This is a genomic window from Pseudomonadota bacterium (assembly GCA_027624955.1).
Lineage (GTDB): Bacteria > Pseudomonadota > Alphaproteobacteria > UBA828 > UBA828 > PTKB01.
The window spans coordinates 22,603-40,871 of the sequence record JAQBTG010000007.1; the positions used below are offsets into that span (position 1 = coordinate 22,603).

Here is an 18,269-nt window from a genome sequence, read left to right on the forward strand (position 1 = left end):
CGCCGAAGCTCCAGACCTGTCAACGCCGGGCACTGAGATCGGCGGCGTAACCATTGGTGGCGTCACATTTGTCGCCGATGCAGCGGTGATCGACGCGGTGGAATCCTGGCGCCGCTGGCTGGCTGATGAGCGGCGCTCGTCAAACCATACGGTGAGCGCCTATCTGCGCGATCTCTCAGCATTTTTCGCATTTCTGATGGTGCATTTGGGCGGGCCGGTCAGCTTCGCCGGGCTGGAAGGTCTGCGCGCCGCCGATTTCCGCAGCTATCTCGCTCGCCGTGCTGCTGAGAACCGTGCCAAGACCTCAACCGCCCGCGCCGTCTCAGTACTGCGCGGTTTTTTTCGCCATCTCGAGCGTGAGCAATTGGCATCGAACGGCGCCGTCGCGTCGCTTAGGAGCCCGCGTCTGCCGCACGCTGTGCCGCGCCCGTTAACCACCGGCCAGGCCAGCGCGGTTGTCGCCGCGGCGGAGGACGGCGCGGCCAGCGCCAACAACACCCAGTCGTGGATCGCCAAGCGCGACGCGGCGGTGCTGTTGCTACTCTACGGCTGCGGCTTGCGCATCGGCGAGGCGCTCGGCCTTGACGGCCGCGATGTCACTGGCGCCGATGTGTTGCTGGTGCGCGGTAAAGGCGACAAGGAGCGCGGCGTGCCGGTGCTACCCGTGGTCAATAAGGCGATCGCAGATTACCGCGCTGCCTGTCCGCTTGCGCTCGAAGCCGGCGGGCCGCTGTTTGTGGGTGCGCGCGGCGGGCGCCTGGGCGCACGCGTCATCCAGTCCGGCATGGCGCGTCTGCGCGGCGCCCTCGGCCTGCCGCCGAGCGCCACTCCGCATGCGCTGCGCCACAGTTTTGCCACCCATCTATTGGCCGATGGCGGCGATCTGCGCAGCATCCAGGAACTGCTCGGCCACGCCAGCCTCACCACCACCCAGCGCTACACCGAGGTCGATGAAGCGAGCTTGATGGCCGCCTACAACGCGGCGCACCCGAGAGCACGCTGATAGATCAAGCCCCTCTTCCCCAGCGGGGACGAGGGGTTGGGGAGAAGGGGAGAACCAAGCGCGCGGGGCGCGCTCGGAAGAGTTAAGTTCAATATCGCCGTAATTGACTACTTGAGCGCGCTCCGCGCGCTTGGCTCGCCCGTCCAACCCAAACCCTTTCTCCCCACAGAATATGCAATGGGGAGGAAAGGCCTGTCATGCGCGTTCCAGCGCTTGGCGCTACATCCAGCCGAGTTCCTTCAAGGTCCAGGACGCGTTCCAAATCTTGCGCATTTTCGTGACTTTGCCGGCGTCGTTCATCGTATAGGCGTAAACATAATCTGTGACGGTTTCCTTGTTCGTCGGCGGAACAGGCCCGCCGTCAGCCACATGGGTCCCGGTAATGGTGCCAAAGAAAATAGCCATCTTGTTGGCCTCGTCATAAGACGAGCCGTTGAGTACATAGCTGCAACCTTTCAACGGGCCTTTGCCCAGGCCGGCCATCCAATCGCAATATCCCTCAAGCGTTGTGATATCCATAAGCGGCTCACATTGCCCAGAATATGTGGCGCCGTCCGCCGCATATTGTTTACAACCTTCCCAACCTTCGAGTTTCTCGCAGGCGTGGAAGAGCTTCGTTGCCGTTTCAAATGCTGACATCTTGAATTCCCAATTGTTTTGTTGTTCGTCCCCGGTTAACCACGTCAACTTCGACGCGGCAACATAAATCCATCTTTCACTTTGGGCCGATATAGCCGCTTCCACTGCGGCCCACCCTGGCGCGCGAGACGGCAACCGGCATTGCCAGGCAGTCGGCTGCCCTGACTGTCCGTCATGTTCGATCACACGATCGATGGTCATTGGACGGCAATCATGACCATGTTAACTGCGTTAACCAGGTTATATGACGAGCTATGTTGGGGAATGATGGAACAAGGGAGTCGAAGGTGTCTACAGGTCATCAGATGAGCAGGGCGAATTCTCAACTCGCTGATGAAAATAGCGAACTTCGGCGGCAAGTGGCGGCGCTGGAGAGCGTAATCGACGGGTTCCGGGAGACCACGGCGCCTACATCCGGCACGCCGGCCCGCGAAGTTGAAGGCAAGTACCGAGAGCTGGTGGAGCGGCTCGATCTCGCGTTCCAGGTGATAACACCCGCCATATGGGATTGGGACGTAGAGAAAAAATGGAACTGGGGTTCGTCCGGGCTTCAGCTTCTCTTTGGCCGCGGCGACGAGGAAGCTACAGAAAAATTCGATATTTGGGACGACGATGATCTGTGGACGTCGCACATTCATCCCGACGACTGCGCTCAGGTGAAGCGGTGCCTGCGAAATCACCTGGAAATCGATACACCTTATGACGTGGAATACCGCTACTACTTGCCCGATGGCGAATATATCTGGGTCCACTCGGTTGGCCGGACGGTTCGCGCCGTCGATGGCAGACCGCTGCGCATGGTCGGGTTGTGCATCAACATCACCACCCGCAAGCTCGCCGAACTCGAGCTTCAGCGCCTGCGCGAAGCAGTGGACGATGCCGCCGAGGGCTTAGTGCTTTTCGATTCGAATGAACGCCTCGTCTACGCCAACAAACGCTACCGGGAAATCTACTCCGAGGTGGCACATCTACTGACGGTAGGTGAGTCGCGCATAAATATCGGTCGCGCGTATTGTGCGAGCGGCGCTATACCCGAGGCCATTGGGCAGGTTGACGAATTCCTCAAGACTTTTTGGGAGGGGCGAGATTCATCCGACACATTTGAACAGCAACTCGCAAACGGCTCTTGGATCAAGCATAGCCATCGCGTTCTGCCCGGCGGCGGCATTGTAAGTATTCGAACCGATATCACCGACATCAAGAAGCGGGAACAGACCTTGCGCGAAAGCGAGGAGCGTTTTCGCGCGCTGTTCGAAAATGCCGGAGTTGGCATCGCGATGAGTGACGATCAAGGCCGCATACAAAACGCCAACCCAGCGCTGCAAAATATGTTGGGTTTTACCGGCGGGGAAATTAATGCCCTGACTATTGCTGACATCACGCATCCAGATGATCTGATGGAAAGCCAAAAGCGCAGAAATGCCATGATCGCGGGCGCGGCATCGGCATATGGGATGGACAAACGCTTCATCAGAAAAGATGGGCAAACAGTTTGGTGCCACGTTGCATCAACACCAGTTCTCGATTGCAACGGCGATTTTCGCTTCAGCGTGGCGGTGTTAGAGAATATTACCGAGCGCAAACTCATGGAGGAGCAGTTCCGCCAGGTGCAGAAAATGGAGGCTATGGGCCAGTTAACCGGTGGCGTTGCGCATGACTTCAACAATCTGCTGGCGGTGATGCTGGGTAATTTGGAACTTATTCGCGACAGCGTGAGCGCCGACAAAGGCGTAGGTGAGATGATCGAGCGCGGTATAAAGGCCACCGAGCGGGGCGCGGCGTTGACCGACCGGCTTCTCGCCTTCTCGCGCAAGCAGACTTTACTGCCCACGGCTCTCGACCTTAACCAACTGGTCCTCAGCATGGCGGATTTGCTGCGCCGCACGCTGGGAGAAACAATTGAGATAAAGAGCATTGAAGCGGCGGGTCTGTGGCTTTGTCACGCTGATCAATCGCAATTGGAAAACGCGCTGTTGAATTTATCGATCAATGCGCGCGACGCCATGCCGGAGGGCGGTACGCTTACCATCGAGACGGCGAACTTAGTGTTGGACGACGATTTCGCCGGCGCTCAAGCAGATGCCGAACCCGGCGATTATATCATGCTCGGCGTATCTGACTCCGGCAGCGGCATTTCGAGCGAAGCGCTCAAGCACGTCTTCGAGCCGTTCTTCACCACCAAGGAGGTCGGCAAGGGAACCGGACTTGGCCTCAGCATGGTCTATGGCTTTGCCAAACAATCCGGCGGCAATGTGACGATATACAGCGCGCCGGGCAAAGGGACCTCGGTCAAGCTCTATCTGCCGCGCTCGCTAGGACAAATCGACAAACCGAATTTGAACGAGGCGAGGTCAGATATTCCATCAGCCCAAGGTGAAGTCATACTAATCGTGGAGGATGATGCTGACCTGCGCACACTGGCCGTTGCCTTGCTCTCCGGCCTCGGCTACGAGATCGCCGAGGCGGCGAGCGCTGAAGCGGCGTTGCAGGTGTTGGAGTGCTCGACCCCGATCAATTTGTTGCTGTCGGACGTGATTTTACCTGGCGGCATGAACGGCCCTGGCCTCGCGGCAGAGGTCCGACGCCGCAGCCCGGCCACCAAGATCGTTTTCATGACCGGCTATGCGAAAGAAGCGTTCGCCAAACAACATGGGCTCGACAAGCCCACGCATGTCCTTCAGAAGCCGTTCAGGAAGGCGGATTTGGCGAACAAGATTAGGTCCGTGTTGGATGAAGAATAGGTCGGCGCCTAAATTCTCAGCCTGACCTTTGGTTCTAGCTATGAGGTGACGTGGAAGTCACCGTTAAAGGATGGCCGCCATGTCCGATTCCACCCGCATGGTTTATCAAGCGCAAAGCCATCAATGTTCCTCTGCCTGCTTCTTGCCGATCGCTCCGGCGGTGAATCTATGGGGGTTTTTGATATTCGCGTGTGCAACGGGCTACTGCGGTTTCGTTTTTTGAACCTGCATGGCCAAGATGCCGCGTAAATTGACGAAGGCCCCAACGGCAATCGTGGCCGATTGACTCCCAATATTTGGCTACATACTGTCAAGAAGCGCAGCATTGCGGCACGATGAAGTGCTCCGTCACACGCGCGCCTGCAATACCCATCTTTCGGAGTGACCAAGCCACATGACCGTCCAACCCACATGACCGTCCAACCCAGTGGCCGACACCTAACCGTCGGTGGCGTTCGGCTGCATTATCATGAGTTTGCGGGAGACGGACCGCCGCTCGTTTTGTTACCAGGCATCACCAGCCCAGCCATTATGTGGGATTTTGTCAGCCGTCGTCTGGCTGACTTCTGTCATGTGTTCACGCTGGACATCCGCGGACGCGGCCTTTCATCCTGCGGCGACGATCTCGAATATTGGCTGGCCGATTACGCCGCGGATGTGCAAGGCGTTATCGAGCAACTTGGCCTCGAGAATCCGATCGTCGCCGGCCATTCGATGGGCGCCAGAATCGCCATCAAGCTGGCGGCGGATTCGCCGTCGCTGGTGGGACCGCTGATTTTAGTCGACCCGCCTGTCTCGGGCCCAGGCAGGCGCGACTATCCGATCGTCTTGCAATGGTATTTGGACGGCATGCGTGCTGCCTCACACGGTCAGGCGACCGATGCCTCAAGTCCGCTTCTGAAAAACTGGACTGCACAGCAAATCGCGTTACGCGACCAATGGCTGCCGACATGCACGGTCAAGGCGGTTACCCAAACGCATCGATCTTTTCACGAAGAAGACGTGCATGTCTTAATGCCCGCGATTGCGTCTCCGACGCTGCTCATCTACGCCGAGACAGGCGGCACGATCACCGACGCGGATGCCGCGGAAATTACCAGCCTGATCCCCGAGTGTCGGTCAATTCGCATAGACGGTGTCGGACATATGATCCCGTGGGACGATCTCGAGGCATTCGCAAGTACCATCGAGAATTTCTTGCGTGAAGCCGCCTAGAGCAAATCCCGAGCAGGTGGACTCACTTGCGATACCGCAACCGGCAATGTCAGGCAGGAACGGCGCGGGGTGTATCGGGGATCAACTTAGTCAGGCCGAAGCCCGCTATCATGGCCGCGACAAAGATGAGCGAGCTTGGATCGCCATACGTGAAAGAGGCGATCGCCGGCCCCGGGCAAAACCCCACTAAGCCCCAGCCGACGCCGAACAAGACCGCACCGCCTACCAGCTTTACGTCGATATGTTTCACCGTCGGTAGCATGAACGCCTTCTCGAAAAACGGCCGCGTACGATAGGAAACAAACCAAAAGGCAACGCCCGCGACGCCCGTGGCGCTCGCCATCACTAAGATCAGACTTGGGTCCCACGCCCCGGCGACGTCGAGAAATCCGAGCACCTTGGCGGGGTCGACCATATGCGAAAGACCGAGGCAACATCCAAACACCACGCCCGCAACAACTGCGCTGATAAGCTTGGCGCTGATAAGCTTGGCCATGACCAGCTTAACCATGGCTTAACCCCCCACGACGTGGCGGACGACATAGACTGTCGCGCCGGCCGCTAGCATGAAGGTCACCACCGCCACGATCGAACGTATGGAAAAGCGGCCTATGCCGCAGACCCCGTGACCGCTGGTGCAGCCCCCACCTAGCCGAGTTCCAAAACCAACGAGCAAGCCACCCGCGACCAGAAGCGGCCAAGACGCATCGAGCGTGATATTTTCCGACCAGCCGAAGATGACCCGGTGCACAAACGCGCCGCCTATCAGGCCGCCGAGAAAAACTACCCGCCAAGCGGAATCACCTCGCGGCAAAAACACCAACCCACTCGAGATGCCGCTGATGCCCGCAATGCGCCCGTTGGCGAACAACAGTATCGCCGCGGCAATGCCAATTGCCGTGCCGCCGAGCAATGCCGATATCGGTGTAAAATTTTCCATTTGGTTACGCTCCTCAGCGCCGCGCCAATTCGAGAATTCCCAAATGGCTCGCCCTGCCAGCCTGAATCAGTAACACCCTAGGATTACTATGGTAAAGTGCTCTCAGCTCGCGAGGAAGGGCCTTTTACGGGCGAGGAACGCGCCGGTTTGGCGCTATACGTGAATCGCGCGTTCGGCGACGTCCATTGCCGCTTCCTTGATGGCTTCGCTGAGTGTCGGGTGGGCATGGCAGGTGCGCGCCAGATCCTCGGCTGAGGCGCCAAGCTCGATCGCCAGCACCGCTTCGGCAATCAGCGTGCCGGCGTCGGCGCCCATGATGTGCACACCGAGAATGCGGTCGCTGGTGGCATCGGCCAGTATTTTCACGAAGCCGTCGGTCGCCGACATGGCGCGCGCCCGGCCGTTGGCGATAAACGGGAAGCTGCCGGAATTATAGTCGATACCGGCTTCCTGTAGCTGCTCTTCGGTTTGTCCAACCGAGGCGAGCTCGGGCTGGGTATAGACCACTCCCGGGATGGCGGCGTAATTCACATGGCTCTTCTGGCCGGCGATGATTTCCGCCACGGCGACGCCTTCGTCCTCGGCCTTGTGCGCCAGCATCGGGCCTTTGATGACATCGCCGATGGCGTAGACCCCGGCGACATTGCTTTCGTAAGTTTCACTGACCTCGATGCGCCCGGCTCTGTCGTACGCGACGCCGGCCTGCTCGAGGCCGAGCCCTTCGGTGTAGGGGCGCCGCCCAACTGCGACCAGGACCACATCGGCGTCGAGCGTTTCCTGAGCACCGCCGGCGACCGGCTCCATGATCAGGCTCACGCCGTTGTCGCTCACTTCTGCGGCGGTCACTTTGGTCGAGAGTTTGAACTTCATTTTCTGGCGCCGCAGCATTTTCTGAAACTGGCCGGCCAGTTCGCCGTCCATGCCGGGTACGATGCGGTCGAGAAATTCGATCACCGTGATCTTGGCGCCGAGGCGGCCCCACACCGAGGCCATCTCCAAGCCGATATAGCCCGCACCGATCACCGCGAGATGGCCCGGTACCGCATCCAGCGCCAGCGCCCCGGTCGAGCTGACAATGCGTTTCTCATCGATCTCGATGCCCGGCAAGCTGGCCGCGGCGCTACCGGTGGCGATAATGGTGGCGCCGGCCTGCAGCTTGGTTTCGCTGCCGTCGGCGGCGCGGACGATGACCTCGCCGGTTGCGCCGAGTGCGCCGGTGCCGGCAATGTGAGTGATCTCGTTATTCTTAAAAAGATGCGCAATGCCTTTGGTGAGATCGCCGACCACCTTGTCTTTGTGTCCCATCATAACCGCCAGGTCCAAGCTGAGGCCCTCGATCATCACGCCGTGGCGCGCCAGCCCCTTGCCGGCATGGGCATATTCCTCGGACGCTTGCAACAGCGCCTTGGACGGAATGCAGCCGACATTGAGGCACGTGCCGCCGAGCGCCGGGTCCTTCTCCACGCAGGCGGTTTTCAGGCCGAGCTGTGCCGCCCGGATGGCGGCAACATAACCGCCCGGCCCCGAGCCAATGACCACAACATCGAATTTGTTCTCGCTCATTTTCGTCTGCCTTTGAGGTTCGGTGTGATCCGCTAGAGGTCGAGCAATAGCCGCTCAGGCGCCTCAATGCACTCCTTGACGCGCACCAGAAACGTGACTGCTTCGCTGCCGTCGATCAGGCGGTGATCATAGCTGAGTGCGAGATACATCATCGGGCGGATATGTATCTCGCCGTCGATGGCGATCGGCCGCTCCTGAATCTTATGCATGCCGAGGATGCCGGATTGCGGCGGGTTGAGAATTGGCGTCGACATCAGCGAGCCGAAGACGCCGCCGTTGGAGATGGTAAACGTGCCGCCCGACAGATCATCCATGGAGAGCTTGCCGTCGCGCGCCTTCACGCCAAGCGCGGCGATGCGCTTTTCAATCTCGGCGAAGCCCAACTGGTCGGCATCGCGCAGCACCGGCACCACCAGGCCCTGCGGTGCGCTGACTGCAACGCCGATATGGTAATATTTCTTGTAGACGATGTCGGCGCCATCGATCTCGGCATTGACCGCCGGAATATCCTTGAGCGCGGCAATCGCCGCCTTGACGAAAAACGACATGAAGCCGAGGCGCACACCATGTTTTTTCTCGAAGGCATCGCGGTATTCGGCGCGCGCCGCCATGACGTGGCTCATATCCGCTTCGTTGAACGTGGTCAGCATGGCGGCGGTGTTTTGCGCCTCTTTCAGGCGCTCGGCCACGCGCCGGCGCAGGCGCGACATCGGTACGCGCTCCTCACGCGCCGACCCAGCCGCCGCCGTGGCGGGCGCTGCGATCTTGGCAGTTTCGGCAGTCTCGGCAGTTTGTGGCGCTTCGGGCGCGCCAGGCGCCGCGATCAGCTCCAGCACATCGCCTTTCAAAATCCGCCCGTCCTTGCCGCTGCCCTGGACTTCGTTGGCATCGAGACCGCTTTCCTCAATCAGCTTGCGCACCGCCGGCGAGAGAACCGGCGGGGCGGCTGGCGGGGCGGCCGGCATGGCATCCGGCGTCACGGCTTTGGGCGCCGCCGCGGAAATCTCCGTGGCCTTCACCGCGTCCTTCACCGCGGCCTTCACCGCGCCTGTGCCTTCAGCGAGATGGCCGAGCACGGCGCCGACCGCAACGTCCTCGCCTGCGCTGACGATGATATCGGTAAGCACGCCGGCGCTGGCGGCGTTCACTTCAAGCGCTACTTTGTCGGTCTCAAGCTCGACCAACGGCTCATCCAGCGCCACCGCGTCGCCCGGTGCCTTGAACCATTTGGCAACTGTCGCTTCGGTCACCGATTCGCCCAGTTCCGGTACGATAATCTCAAGCGTCATGACTGTGCCCCCTTCGAGCCGCCGTCCGCATCCGGCGCTGCGAGCGCTTCGTCGACCAGCAGTTTCTGCTCGCGCAGGTGAATTTTGAAAGAGCCGCTGGCCGGCGAAGCGGCTTCCGGCCGGCCGACATAGCGCAGCCTGCGCACCGTGTCGCTGAGGCCTTCCAACACCGCATCGATGCGTAGCGCAGCATAGCTCCAGGCGCCCTGATTTTGCGGCTCTTCCTGGCACCAGACGATTTCCGCGCGCGGATATTTGGCCAATTCCACGGTCAGGCTGCGGCTTGGAAATGGCGCGATTTGCTCCATGCGGAGTAGCGCCACATCGGCGATGTTTTGTTCGCCCCGGCGTTCAAGTAAATCGTAATAGACCTTGCCGCTGCACAGCACCACACGGCGGATATCCTCGCCCGCGCCATAGCCGTCGGCTTCGCCGATCACCCGGTGGAAATGGGTTCCGGGCGCGAAATCCTCCAGCGCCGAGACGCACCGCTTGTGGCGTAGCAGCGATTTCGGCGACATCACAATCAGCGGCTTGCGGTAGCTGCGGCGCAACTGGCGGCGCAGCACATGGAAAAACGACGCCGGGGTGGTGCAGTTCACAACCTGGATATTGCCTTCTGCGGCGAGTTGCAGAAAGCGCTCCATCCGGGCCGAGCTATGCTCCGGCCCCTGGCCCTCATGGCCATGCGGCAGCAGCATCACCAGGCCCGACATGCGCAGCCATTTGCTTTCGCCCGAGGCGATGAACTGATCGATCACGACCTGCGCGCCATTGGCGAAATCGCCGAACTGCGCTTCCCACAACACCAGCGTATTCGGATCGGCGATGGAATAGCCGTATTCAAAGCCGAGCACGCCGACTTCCGATAACAGGCTGTCGGAGATTTCGAGCCGTTCCTGATCGTCAGCGATATGGTTGAGCGGGATATGGCGCGCTTCGCTCTGCTGGTCAAACAGCGCGGCGTGGCGCTGCGAAAACGTGCCGCGCGAGCAATCCTGCCCCGACAAGCGCACCGCATTGCCTTCTAGCATCAGCGATCCGAAGGCCATCGCCTCGGCCATCGCCCAATCGATCTTTTCGCCTGAATCGATCATCTTGCGGCGTGCGCCGAGGATCCGGTTGAGGCGTGGATGCAAGTTAAATTCCGCCGGCACGTTGGTAATGGCGGCGCCGAGGTGGCGCAGCACATCGATCTCGACCGCGGTTTCGCCCGGCCCATGTTCCGACGGCGCCGCTTCAAAGCCGCGCCACGCACCCTCCAGCCAATCCGCCTTGTTGGGCCGGTAGCTCTTGGACGCCGCCAATTCCTCTTCGAGCCGCGCTTGGAAGCTTTCAGCCAGGCTGGTCGCCTCGGCGGCGGATAGCACATCTTCTGCCACCAGCCGTTCTGAATAGAGTTGCCGCGTCGTCGTCTGCTGTTCGATGGCGCGGTACATGACCGGCTGGGTAAAGGCCGGTTCGTCGCCTTCGTTATGGCCGTGGCGGCGATAGCAAAACACGTCGATCACAATATCGCGGTGAAAGCGCTGGCGATATTCCGCGGCCATGCGGCAGACATGCACCACCGCTTCGGGATCGTCGCCATTCACGTGAAAAATCGGCGCCTGGATGATTTTCGCCGCGTCCGACGGGTAGGGCGAGGAGCGCGCGAAGCTCGGGCTGGTGGTAAAGCCGATCTGGTTGTTGATGATGATATGGATGGTGCCGCCGGTGCGATAGCCCCGCAGATTGGAGAGTTCCAGCGTTTCCGCCACCGTGCCTTGGCCGGCAAAGGATGCGTCGCCGTGCAGGAGAATGCCCATCACCCGCTCGCGCTCCCAATCGCCGGCCAGCGTCTGCTTGGCCCGGACCTTGCCCAGCACCACCGGATTGACCGCCTCCAGATGCGACGGGTTGGGCGTCAGCGACAAGTGAAGCTTCGTGCCGTCCGGCAGCTCGCGGTCGGTCGACACGCCGAGATGATATTTGACGTCGCCCGAGCCCTGCACATCGGCGGGATGGGCGGCCTCGCCCTGAAATTCGGAAAACACCGCGGCATAGGATTTGCCCATGATGCTGGTCAGCACATTCAGGCGGCCGCGATGCGCCATGCCGATGGTGATATCGCGCACCCCCCAGGCGGCGGCGCCTTCGATCAGCGTTTCCAGCGCCGGCACGATGCTTTCCGAGCCCTCGAGCGAAAACCGCTTGGTGCCGGGATATTTGATATCGAGAAAGCGTTCGAAACCCTCGGCTTCGTCGAGGTGGCGGAGAATCTCCAGCTTGTCGCCTTGGCTCAGATTGGCGCGGTTGCGGCTGCCTTCCATGGCCATCTGGATCCACGCCTTTTGCTGCGCATCCTGGATATGCATGAATTCGACGCCGATCCGCCCGCAATAGGTTTCGCGCACCACCGAGACCACTTGTTTGAGCGTCGCCCACTGCATGCCCAACACGCCATCGACATAAATCGGATGGTCGTAATCGGCATCGGTAAAACCATAAGAGGCGGGGTCTAGCTCGGGATGGCTGGCATCGCCGTTGCGCCCCAGCGGGTCGAGATCGGCCAAGAGATGCCCGCGCACGCGATGCGCCCGGATCAGCATCAGCGCGCGGATCGAATCCACCGTCGCTGCAGGTACGCCGGCTGCCGCCTCCGCCGGAATGGAACGCGGCTCCGGCTCGGGCTCCGGCCCCGACAACTCCGAAGCTACTGCGCCGCCGTTAGGTTTGGCACCTTGTGCGTCGGCAGTTTCCGCCTCGGCGCCGTTCATATCGGCGAAATAGGCGCGCCAACTGGGCTCGACCGAATTCGGGTCGCGCGAGTAATTCTCGAACAACGCCTCAATAAAGGCGGTGTTCGAACCGTGCAAAAACGATGTGTCGTGTTTGTTCATGCCAAATCCGCCGCTGTTGCGGCTGGGTGGGATCAGCTTTTTAGCAATTCCACCATCGTGGTGCCAATACCGGCAGGTGACTGCGATACCGCGATACCGGCGCGTTTCATCGCCTCGATCTTATCGCCTGCGCCGCCCTTGCCGCCAGAGATGATCGCGCCGGCATGGCCCATGCGGCGGCCCGGCGGCGCCGTCAACCCGGCAATGAATCCAACCACAGGCTTCTTAACTTTCTCTGAAGTCAAAAACGCCGCCGCGTCTTCTTCCGCGCTGCCGCCGATCTCGCCGATCATCACAATCGCTTCCGTCTGCGCATCGGCCAAAAACAGCTCCAGGCAGTCAATGAAATTCGTGCCGTTTACCGGGTCGCCGCCAATGCCGATACAGGTCGATTGGCCGAGCCCGGCAGCGGTTGTCTGCGCCACAGCTTCATAGGTAAGCGTGCCGGAGCGTGAGACAATACCCACGCTGCCGGTGCGGTGGATATGACCCGGCATAATGCCGATCTTGCAGGCGCCCGGCGTGATGATGCCAGGGCAATTGGGCCCGATCAGCCGGCTTTTTGAGCCATCGAGCGCGCGCTTAACCCGCACCATGTCGAGCACCGGGATACCCTCGGTGATGCAGACGATCAGCCCGACTTCGGCGTCGATCGCTTCCAAAATCGCATCCGCCGCATAGGCTGCGGGCACATAGATCACACTGGCATCGGCCGCCGTCGCCGCCATCGCATCACCCACCGTGTCGAACACCGGCAAATCGAGATGCTTGGTCCCGCCTTTGCCTGGCGTGACGCCGCCGACCATGCGCGTGCCATAGGCAATCGCTTGCTCGGAATGGAATGTGCCTTGCGCGCCGGTAAACCCTTGGCAGAGGACTTTCGTCTCCGCCCCGACCAGAACCGCCATTAGCTTACCTCCGCCACGGCAGCGACGATTTTCACCGCCGCGTCGCCCAAATCATCGGCCGAAATAATGGCATAGCCGCTTGCCGCCAGGATCGCTTTGCCCTGGTCGACATTGGTGCCTTCGAGACGCACCACCAGCGGCACCGAAATGCCGATTTCACCGGCCGCCGCGACGATGCCCTCGGCAATCACATCGCAGCGCATGATGCCGCCGAAGATATTGACCAACACGCCTTTTACATTGCTGTCGGCCAGCAGAATCTTAAACGCCTCGGTCACCCGCTCGCGCGTCGCCCCGCCGCCAACATCGAGGAAGTTGGCCGGCGAGCCGCCGTTCAGCTTGATGATATCCATCGTCGCCATCGCCAAGCCGGCGCCGTTCACCATGCAGCCGATTGAGCCGTCGAGCTTGATATAGTTAAGCTCATGCTCCGCCGCCCGGCGCTCGGCCGGGTCTTCTTCGCTTTCGTCGCGCAGCGCCGCGATATCGGGATGGCGATAGAGCGCATTGTCGTCAAAATTCATCTTCGCATCGAGGGTCAGAAGATCGCCGTCTCCGGTGACCACCAGCGGGTTGATTTCCAGCATGGAGGCATCGCTGCCGAGCATCGCGTCATAAAGTGCGGGGAACAGCTTGAGCGCCGCTTTGAATGATTTGCCTTTAAGCCCCAGGCCAAACGCCAGCTTGCGCGCATGAAACCCCTGGCAGCCGCTCGCCGGATCGATGGTGACGGTGATGATCTTCTCAGGCGTCGCTTCGGCCACCTGTTCGATCTCCACCCCGCCTTCGGAGGAGGCCATGAAGGCCACGCGCCCGGTGGTGCGGTCGATCACCGCGCCGACATATAGCTCATTGGCAATATCGCAGCCTTCTTCGATAAACACCCGGCGCACTTCCTTGCCGGCCGGCCCGGTCTGATGCGTCACCAGAACTTTGCCGAACATGCCTTGTGCGGTTGCCACCGCTTCCTCGGCGCTCTTGCATATTTTAACGCCGCCGGCCTTGCCGCGCCCGCCGGCATGAATTTGCGCCTTCACCACCCATACCGGCCCGCCTAGTTCGGTGACCGCGGCTGCTGCCTCGCTCGGCTCCAGTACCGCTTTGCCGCGCGCAATCGCCACGCCATACCCGGCGAGCAAGCTTTTGGCCTGATATTCGTGAATGTTCACAGGCTTCTGGCCGGTTTTTTGTCAGTGTTCATATGCGCCTTACTTCTTCTTCTTCTTCTTCAGCGCTTTAATCGCGTCGATAAGCCCTTCGACCGCGCGCACCGATTTGTTGAAAGCAGCTTTTTCACTGCGGTCGAGTTTGATCTCCACAATCCGCTCAACGCCCCCGGCACCGATCACCGCCGGCACGCCAACATAGACGCCCTTCAGGCCATACTCGCCGTTCAACTGGGCGGCGCAAGGCAGCACCCGCTTCTTGTCCTTGAGAAAGCTTTCAGCCATCTGGATCGCCGCCGAGGCCGGCGCATAAAAAGCCGATCCGGTCTTCAACAGCTCGACGATCTCCGCCCCGCCGTCGCGCGTGCGCTGCACAATCTCATCAAGCCGCTTCTGCTTCATCCAGCCCATCTTCACCAGATCCGGCAGCGGTATCCCCGCCACCGTGGAATAGCGCGTGAGCGGCACCATGGTATCGCCGTGGCCACCGAGCACAAACGCCGTCACATCCTCGACGGAAACACCCAATTCCTCAGCCAAAAAATAACGGAAGCGCGCTGAATCCAGCACCCCGGCCATGCCCACAACCCGCTTGGCCGGCAGCCCGCTCGCCTTCTGCAACACCCACACCATCGCGTCGAGCGGGTTGGTAATGCAGATCACGAACGCCCCCGGGCAATATTTCTTAATCCCAGCGCCAACCTGTTCGATGACATGCGTGTTGATGCCCAACAGATCGTCGCGACTCATCCCGGGCTTGCGCGCCACACCGGCGGTGACAATCACCACATCGGCGCCCTTGAGCGCGGCATAACTATTGGTGCCGGAAAGCGCCGAATCAAAACCCTCAATTGGCGAGGATTGAATGAGATCAAGCGCCTTGCCCTGCGGGATGCCCTCAATGATGTCAAACATCACCACATCGCCAAGCTCCTTGAGCCCAGCCAAATGCGCCAACGTCCCGCCGATATTGCCCGCGCCGATAAGCGCGATCTTGCTGCGTGCCATGATGTACTCCGATGCGTAGGCGCGGGTTTTAACTTCGGGCGCAGTTCGCTGCAAGCCCTAGCAAGCGCATAGATGCCAATCGCCTGATACCAACGACCCTATTTAGCACTATGCCGTTTTGTTTTCGAAAAACTGCCCACAACGCAGACCAATTTAGGGTCGTCCTACCTCCGCGCCACCATCATCTTCTTAATCTCGCCAATCGCCTTGGCCGGATTGAGGTTCTTCGGGCATGTCTTCGTGCAGTTCATGATGGTGTGGCAGCGGTACAGGCGGAACGGGTCTTCGAGGGCATCGAGCCGCTCACCGGTGGCCTCGTCGCGGCTGTCGATCAGCCAGCGATAGGCCTGTAACAGGATCGCCGGGCCCAAATAGCGGTCGCTGTTCCACCAATAGCTTGGGCAGGAGGTTGAGCAGCAGGCGCACATAATACATTCATAGAGCCCGTCGAGCTTGGCGCGGTCTTTTGGACTTTGCAGGCGCTCGCGGTTGGACGGGGGCGGGGAATCGGTTTTCATCCAGGGTTCGATTGAGGTGTATTGCGCGTAGAATGTGGTCATGTCCGGCACCAGGTCTTTAATCACCGGCAAATGCGGCAGCGGATAAACGCGCACCTCGCCCTTGACCTCACTGATCGGCTTGGTGCACGCCAGCGTGTTGGTGCCATCAATATTCATTGAGCATGAGCCGCAGATGCCCTCGCGGCAGGAGCGCCGGAAGGTGAGCGACGGGTCCTGCTCGCCCTTCATCTTGATCAGCGCGTCGAGCACCATCTGGCCGCAATCCTCGGTGTCGACATCGAAGGTGTCGGTGCGCGGGTTGTCGCCCGAATCCGGATCATAGCGATAGACCTTGAAGCGCCGCGTCTTGCCGGCGCCATCGGGCGCCTTGTGGTGGCGGCCCTTTTTGATCTTGGAATTCTTGGGCAGAAGAAATTCAGCCATTTTTTTGATCCTTGCCCGGCGAGCCGGGCTCTTTTGTCAGTTTTCCGGGCAAGCCGGGTGTTTCGTCAGTTTACCGGGCAAGCCGGTGTTTTAGTCAGTGTTCCGGGCGAGCCGGCCGTTAGTCAGTATTCCGGGCAAGCCGGTCTTTTGTCAGTATTCCGGGCGAGCCGGCCGTTCTTAATAAACCCGTTTCTTAGGTGGAAAGGGCTCGATTTCGTCGGTGAGCGTGTGCATGTGGACGGGGCGGTAGTCGATCTTCACGTCTTCGCCGTTTTCGTCCAGCCAGACGGCGGTGTGTTTCATCCAGTTTTCGTCGTCGCGGTCGGGGAAGTCCTCGCGCGCGTGGCCGCCGCGGCTTTCCTTGCGGTTCATCGCCGATTTGAGGGTGACGGTGGATTGGCGCAACAGATTGTCGAGCTCGATGGTTTCGACCAGGTCGGAATTCCACACCATTGAGCGGTCGCTCACCTTGATGCCGTCGCGGAAGCCCTTCCAGATGCCCTCAAGCTTGGTGTTGCCTTCTTCCATGATCTCTTGCGTGCGGAACACGCCGGCATGGGTCTGCATCGTGCGCTGCATGTCGAGGCGGATTTCGGCGGCGCCGGTGTCGCCTTTGGCGTGGCGCAGATGATCGAACCACTCCAGGCTTTTGTCCAACGCGCCGGCGGCGAGCGGCGCCAGCGAGGCGCCGGGGTCGACAACTTTGGCCGATTGTTCCGCGCAGGCGCGCCCGAAGATCACCAAATCGAGCAGCGAGTTGGAACCCAGGCGGTTGGCGCCATGCACCGACACGCAGGCCGCTTCGCCGGCGGCCATCAGGCCGGGGACGACGCTGTCCGGGTTGCCGTCTTTCAGGGTCACCATTTCGCCGAGATAATTGGTCGGGATGCCGCCCATATTGTAATGCACCGTCGGGATCACCGGGATCGGCTCCTTGGTGGCGTCGACGCCGGCGAAAATCTTGGCGGTCTCGGTGATGCCGGGCAGGCGCTCATGCAGCACCTCATGGCCGAGATGGTCGAGCTTAAGGTGGATATGGTCCTTGAGCGGCCCGACGCCGCGGCCTTCGCGGATTTCCAGCGTCATCGAGCGGCTGACCACGTCGCGTGAGGCCAAATCCTTGGCGCTCGGCGCATAGCGCTCCATGAAGCGCTCGCCTTCCGAGTTCACCAGATAGCCGCCTTCGCCGCGCGTGCCCTCGGTGATCAACATGCCGGCGCCGTAGACGCCGGTCGGGTGGAACTGGATGAACTCCATGTCCTGCAACGGCAGGCCGGCGCGCAGCACCATCGCGTTGCCGTCGCCGGTGCAAGTATGTGCCGAGGTGCAGGAGAAATAGCTGCGGCCATAGCCGCCGGTGGCAATGATCACCATCTGCGCGCGGAACAAATGCAGCGAGCCATCGTCGAGGTTCCACGCCAGCATGCCTTGGCAGCTGCCGTCTTCGCCCATGATCAGGTCGAGGGCGAAATATTCGATGTAGAACTCGGCTTTGTGGCGCAGGGATTGCTGATAGAGCGTGTGCAGAATCGCGTGGCCGGTGCGGTCGGCGGCGGCGCAGGTGCGCAGCGCCGTGCCTTCGCCGAAATTGGTGGTCATGCCGCCAAAGGCGCGCTGATAGATGCGCCCGTCCTCGGTGCGTGAGAACGGCACGCCGTAATGCTCAAGCTCGACAACCGCTTGCGGCGCCTCTTTGCACATATATTCGATCGCGTCTTGGTCGCCGAGCCAGTCGGAGCCCTTGACGGTGTCGTACATATGCCAGCGCCAGTCGTCTTCGCCCATATTGCCGAGCGCCGCCGACATGCCGCCTTGCGCGGCGACGGTGTGGCTGCGTGTCGGGAACAGTTTGGAGACGCAGGCGGTTTTTAGGCCGAGCTGCGCCAGGCCGAAGGTGGCGCGCAGACCCGCGCCGCCGGCGCCCACAACGACAACGTCATAGTTATGTTCGGTAATTGGATAGGCTGCGCTCAT

At 60.7% G+C, this 18,269-nt stretch carries 14 protein-coding genes; 3 read left to right on the forward strand and 11 right to left on the reverse strand.

Going from position 1 to position 18,269, the window contains the following annotated elements; genetic code table 11:
- Nucleotides 1–85 precede the first annotated feature (85 nt).
- Nucleotides 86–1,003, forward strand: coding sequence for a tyrosine recombinase XerC (locus O3A94_04220; protein ID MDA1355458.1), 918 nt, complete (start codon nt 86–88; stop codon nt 1,001–1,003).
- A 219-nt stretch (nt 1,004–1,222) separates the two neighbouring features.
- Here the strand turns inward: O3A94_04220 and O3A94_04225 are convergent, their stop codons facing one another.
- Nucleotides 1,223–1,642 carry a hypothetical protein gene (locus tag O3A94_04225; GenBank protein MDA1355459.1) on the reverse strand — a complete coding sequence of 140 codons (420 nt, stop codon included), beginning with the start codon at nt 1,640–1,642 and terminating at the stop codon, nt 1,223–1,225.
- A 287-nt stretch (nt 1,643–1,929) separates the two neighbouring features.
- On the opposite strand from O3A94_04225, the gene O3A94_04230 reads away from it, so the two are divergent.
- Together O3A94_04230 and O3A94_04235 are read left to right on the forward strand one after the other, a co-directional pair.
- Nucleotides 1,930–4,383 carry a PAS domain S-box protein gene (locus O3A94_04230; protein ID MDA1355460.1) on the forward strand — a complete coding sequence of 818 codons (2,454 nt, stop codon included), beginning with the start codon at nt 1,930–1,932 and terminating at the stop codon, nt 4,381–4,383.
- A gap of 411 nt (nt 4,384–4,794) precedes the next feature.
- Entirely contained in the window at nt 4,795–5,598 is an 804-nt protein-coding gene (locus tag O3A94_04235; GenBank protein ID MDA1355461.1) for an alpha/beta hydrolase, read from the forward strand.
- A 49-nt stretch (nt 5,599–5,647) separates the two neighbouring features.
- Here the strand turns inward: O3A94_04235 and O3A94_04240 are convergent, their stop codons facing one another.
- From O3A94_04240 to sdhA, 10 genes are all read right to left on the reverse strand, one after another.
- Nucleotides 5,648–6,109: a YeeE/YedE family protein gene (locus O3A94_04240; GenBank protein MDA1355462.1), complete on the reverse strand. Its 462-nt coding sequence runs from the start codon at nt 6,107–6,109 to the stop codon at nt 5,648–5,650.
- A gap of 3 nt (nt 6,110–6,112) precedes the next feature.
- Complete coding sequence (locus O3A94_04245; protein MDA1355463.1) at nt 6,113–6,538, reverse strand: YeeE/YedE family protein; 426 nt, start codon at nt 6,536–6,538, stop codon at nt 6,113–6,115.
- Nucleotides 6,539–6,691: 153 nt separating this feature from the next.
- A complete protein-coding gene (lpdA, locus tag O3A94_04250; protein MDA1355464.1) occupies nt 6,692–8,101 on the reverse strand; it encodes a dihydrolipoyl dehydrogenase in 1,410 nt (469 codons plus the stop codon).
- A gap of 32 nt (nt 8,102–8,133) precedes the next feature.
- Entirely contained in the window at nt 8,134–9,390 is a 1,257-nt protein-coding gene (odhB, locus tag O3A94_04255; GenBank protein ID MDA1355465.1) for a 2-oxoglutarate dehydrogenase complex dihydrolipoyllysine-residue succinyltransferase, read from the reverse strand.
- Complete coding sequence (locus O3A94_04260) at nt 9,387–12,269, reverse strand: 2-oxoglutarate dehydrogenase E1 component (GenBank protein MDA1355466.1); 2,883 nt, start codon at nt 12,267–12,269, stop codon at nt 9,387–9,389. Before O3A94_04260 ends, odhB begins: the two co-directional genes overlap by 4 nt.
- Nucleotides 12,270–12,301: 32 nt before the next feature.
- The gene (sucD, locus tag O3A94_04265) at nt 12,302–13,177 is read right to left on the reverse strand and encodes a succinate--CoA ligase subunit alpha (GenBank protein ID MDA1355467.1); all 876 of its coding nucleotides are present in this window, start codon (nt 13,175–13,177) and stop codon (nt 12,302–12,304) included.
- The gene (gene sucC / locus O3A94_04270; GenBank protein ID MDA1355468.1) at nt 13,177–14,346 is read right to left on the reverse strand and encodes an ADP-forming succinate--CoA ligase subunit beta; all 1,170 of its coding nucleotides are present in this window, start codon (nt 14,344–14,346) and stop codon (nt 13,177–13,179) included. Before sucC ends, sucD begins: the two co-directional genes overlap by 1 nt.
- A gap of 39 nt (nt 14,347–14,385) precedes the next feature.
- Nucleotides 14,386–15,351 carry a malate dehydrogenase gene (gene mdh, locus O3A94_04275; GenBank protein ID MDA1355469.1) on the reverse strand — a complete coding sequence of 322 codons (966 nt, stop codon included), beginning with the start codon at nt 15,349–15,351 and terminating at the stop codon, nt 14,386–14,388.
- A gap of 164 nt (nt 15,352–15,515) precedes the next feature.
- Complete coding sequence (locus tag O3A94_04280) at nt 15,516–16,295, reverse strand: succinate dehydrogenase iron-sulfur subunit (GenBank protein ID MDA1355470.1); 780 nt, start codon at nt 16,293–16,295, stop codon at nt 15,516–15,518.
- Between the two features lie 177 nt (nt 16,296–16,472).
- A complete protein-coding gene (sdhA, locus tag O3A94_04285) occupies nt 16,473–18,269 on the reverse strand; it encodes a succinate dehydrogenase flavoprotein subunit (protein ID MDA1355471.1) in 1,797 nt (598 codons plus the stop codon).

Excerpts from the sequence above, each read along its gene's own strand:
- O3A94_04225 (MDA1355459.1), bottom strand. The coding sequence starts at position 1,642 with ATGTCAGCATTTGAAACGGCAACGAAGCTCTTCCACGCCTGCGAGAAA.
- O3A94_04235 (MDA1355461.1), top strand. The coding sequence starts at position 4,795 with ATGACCGTCCAACCCAGTGGCCGACACCTAACCGTCGGTGGCGTTCGG.
- O3A94_04240 (MDA1355462.1), bottom strand. The coding sequence starts at position 6,109 with ATGGTTAAGCTGGTCATGGCCAAGCTTATCAGCGCCAAGCTTATCAGC.
- O3A94_04245 (MDA1355463.1), bottom strand. The coding sequence starts at position 6,538 with ATGGAAAATTTTACACCGATATCGGCATTGCTCGGCGGCACGGCAATT.
- lpdA (MDA1355464.1), bottom strand. The coding sequence starts at position 8,101 with ATGAGCGAGAACAAATTCGATGTTGTGGTCATTGGCTCGGGGCCGGGC.
- odhB (MDA1355465.1), bottom strand. The coding sequence starts at position 9,390 with ATGACGCTTGAGATTATCGTACCGGAACTGGGCGAATCGGTGACCGAA.
- O3A94_04260 (MDA1355466.1), bottom strand. The coding sequence starts at position 12,269 with ATGAACAAACACGACACATCGTTTTTGCACGGTTCGAACACCGCCTTT.
- sucD (MDA1355467.1), bottom strand. The coding sequence starts at position 13,177 with ATGGCGGTTCTGGTCGGGGCGGAGACGAAAGTCCTCTGCCAAGGGTTT.
- mdh (MDA1355469.1), bottom strand. The coding sequence starts at position 15,351 with ATGGCACGCAGCAAGATCGCGCTTATCGGCGCGGGCAATATCGGCGGG.
- O3A94_04280 (MDA1355470.1), bottom strand. The coding sequence starts at position 16,295 with ATGGCTGAATTTCTTCTGCCCAAGAATTCCAAGATCAAAAAGGGCCGC.
- sdhA (MDA1355471.1), bottom strand. The coding sequence starts at position 18,269 with ATGAGCGCAGCCTATCCAATTACCGAACATAACTATGACGTTGTCGTT.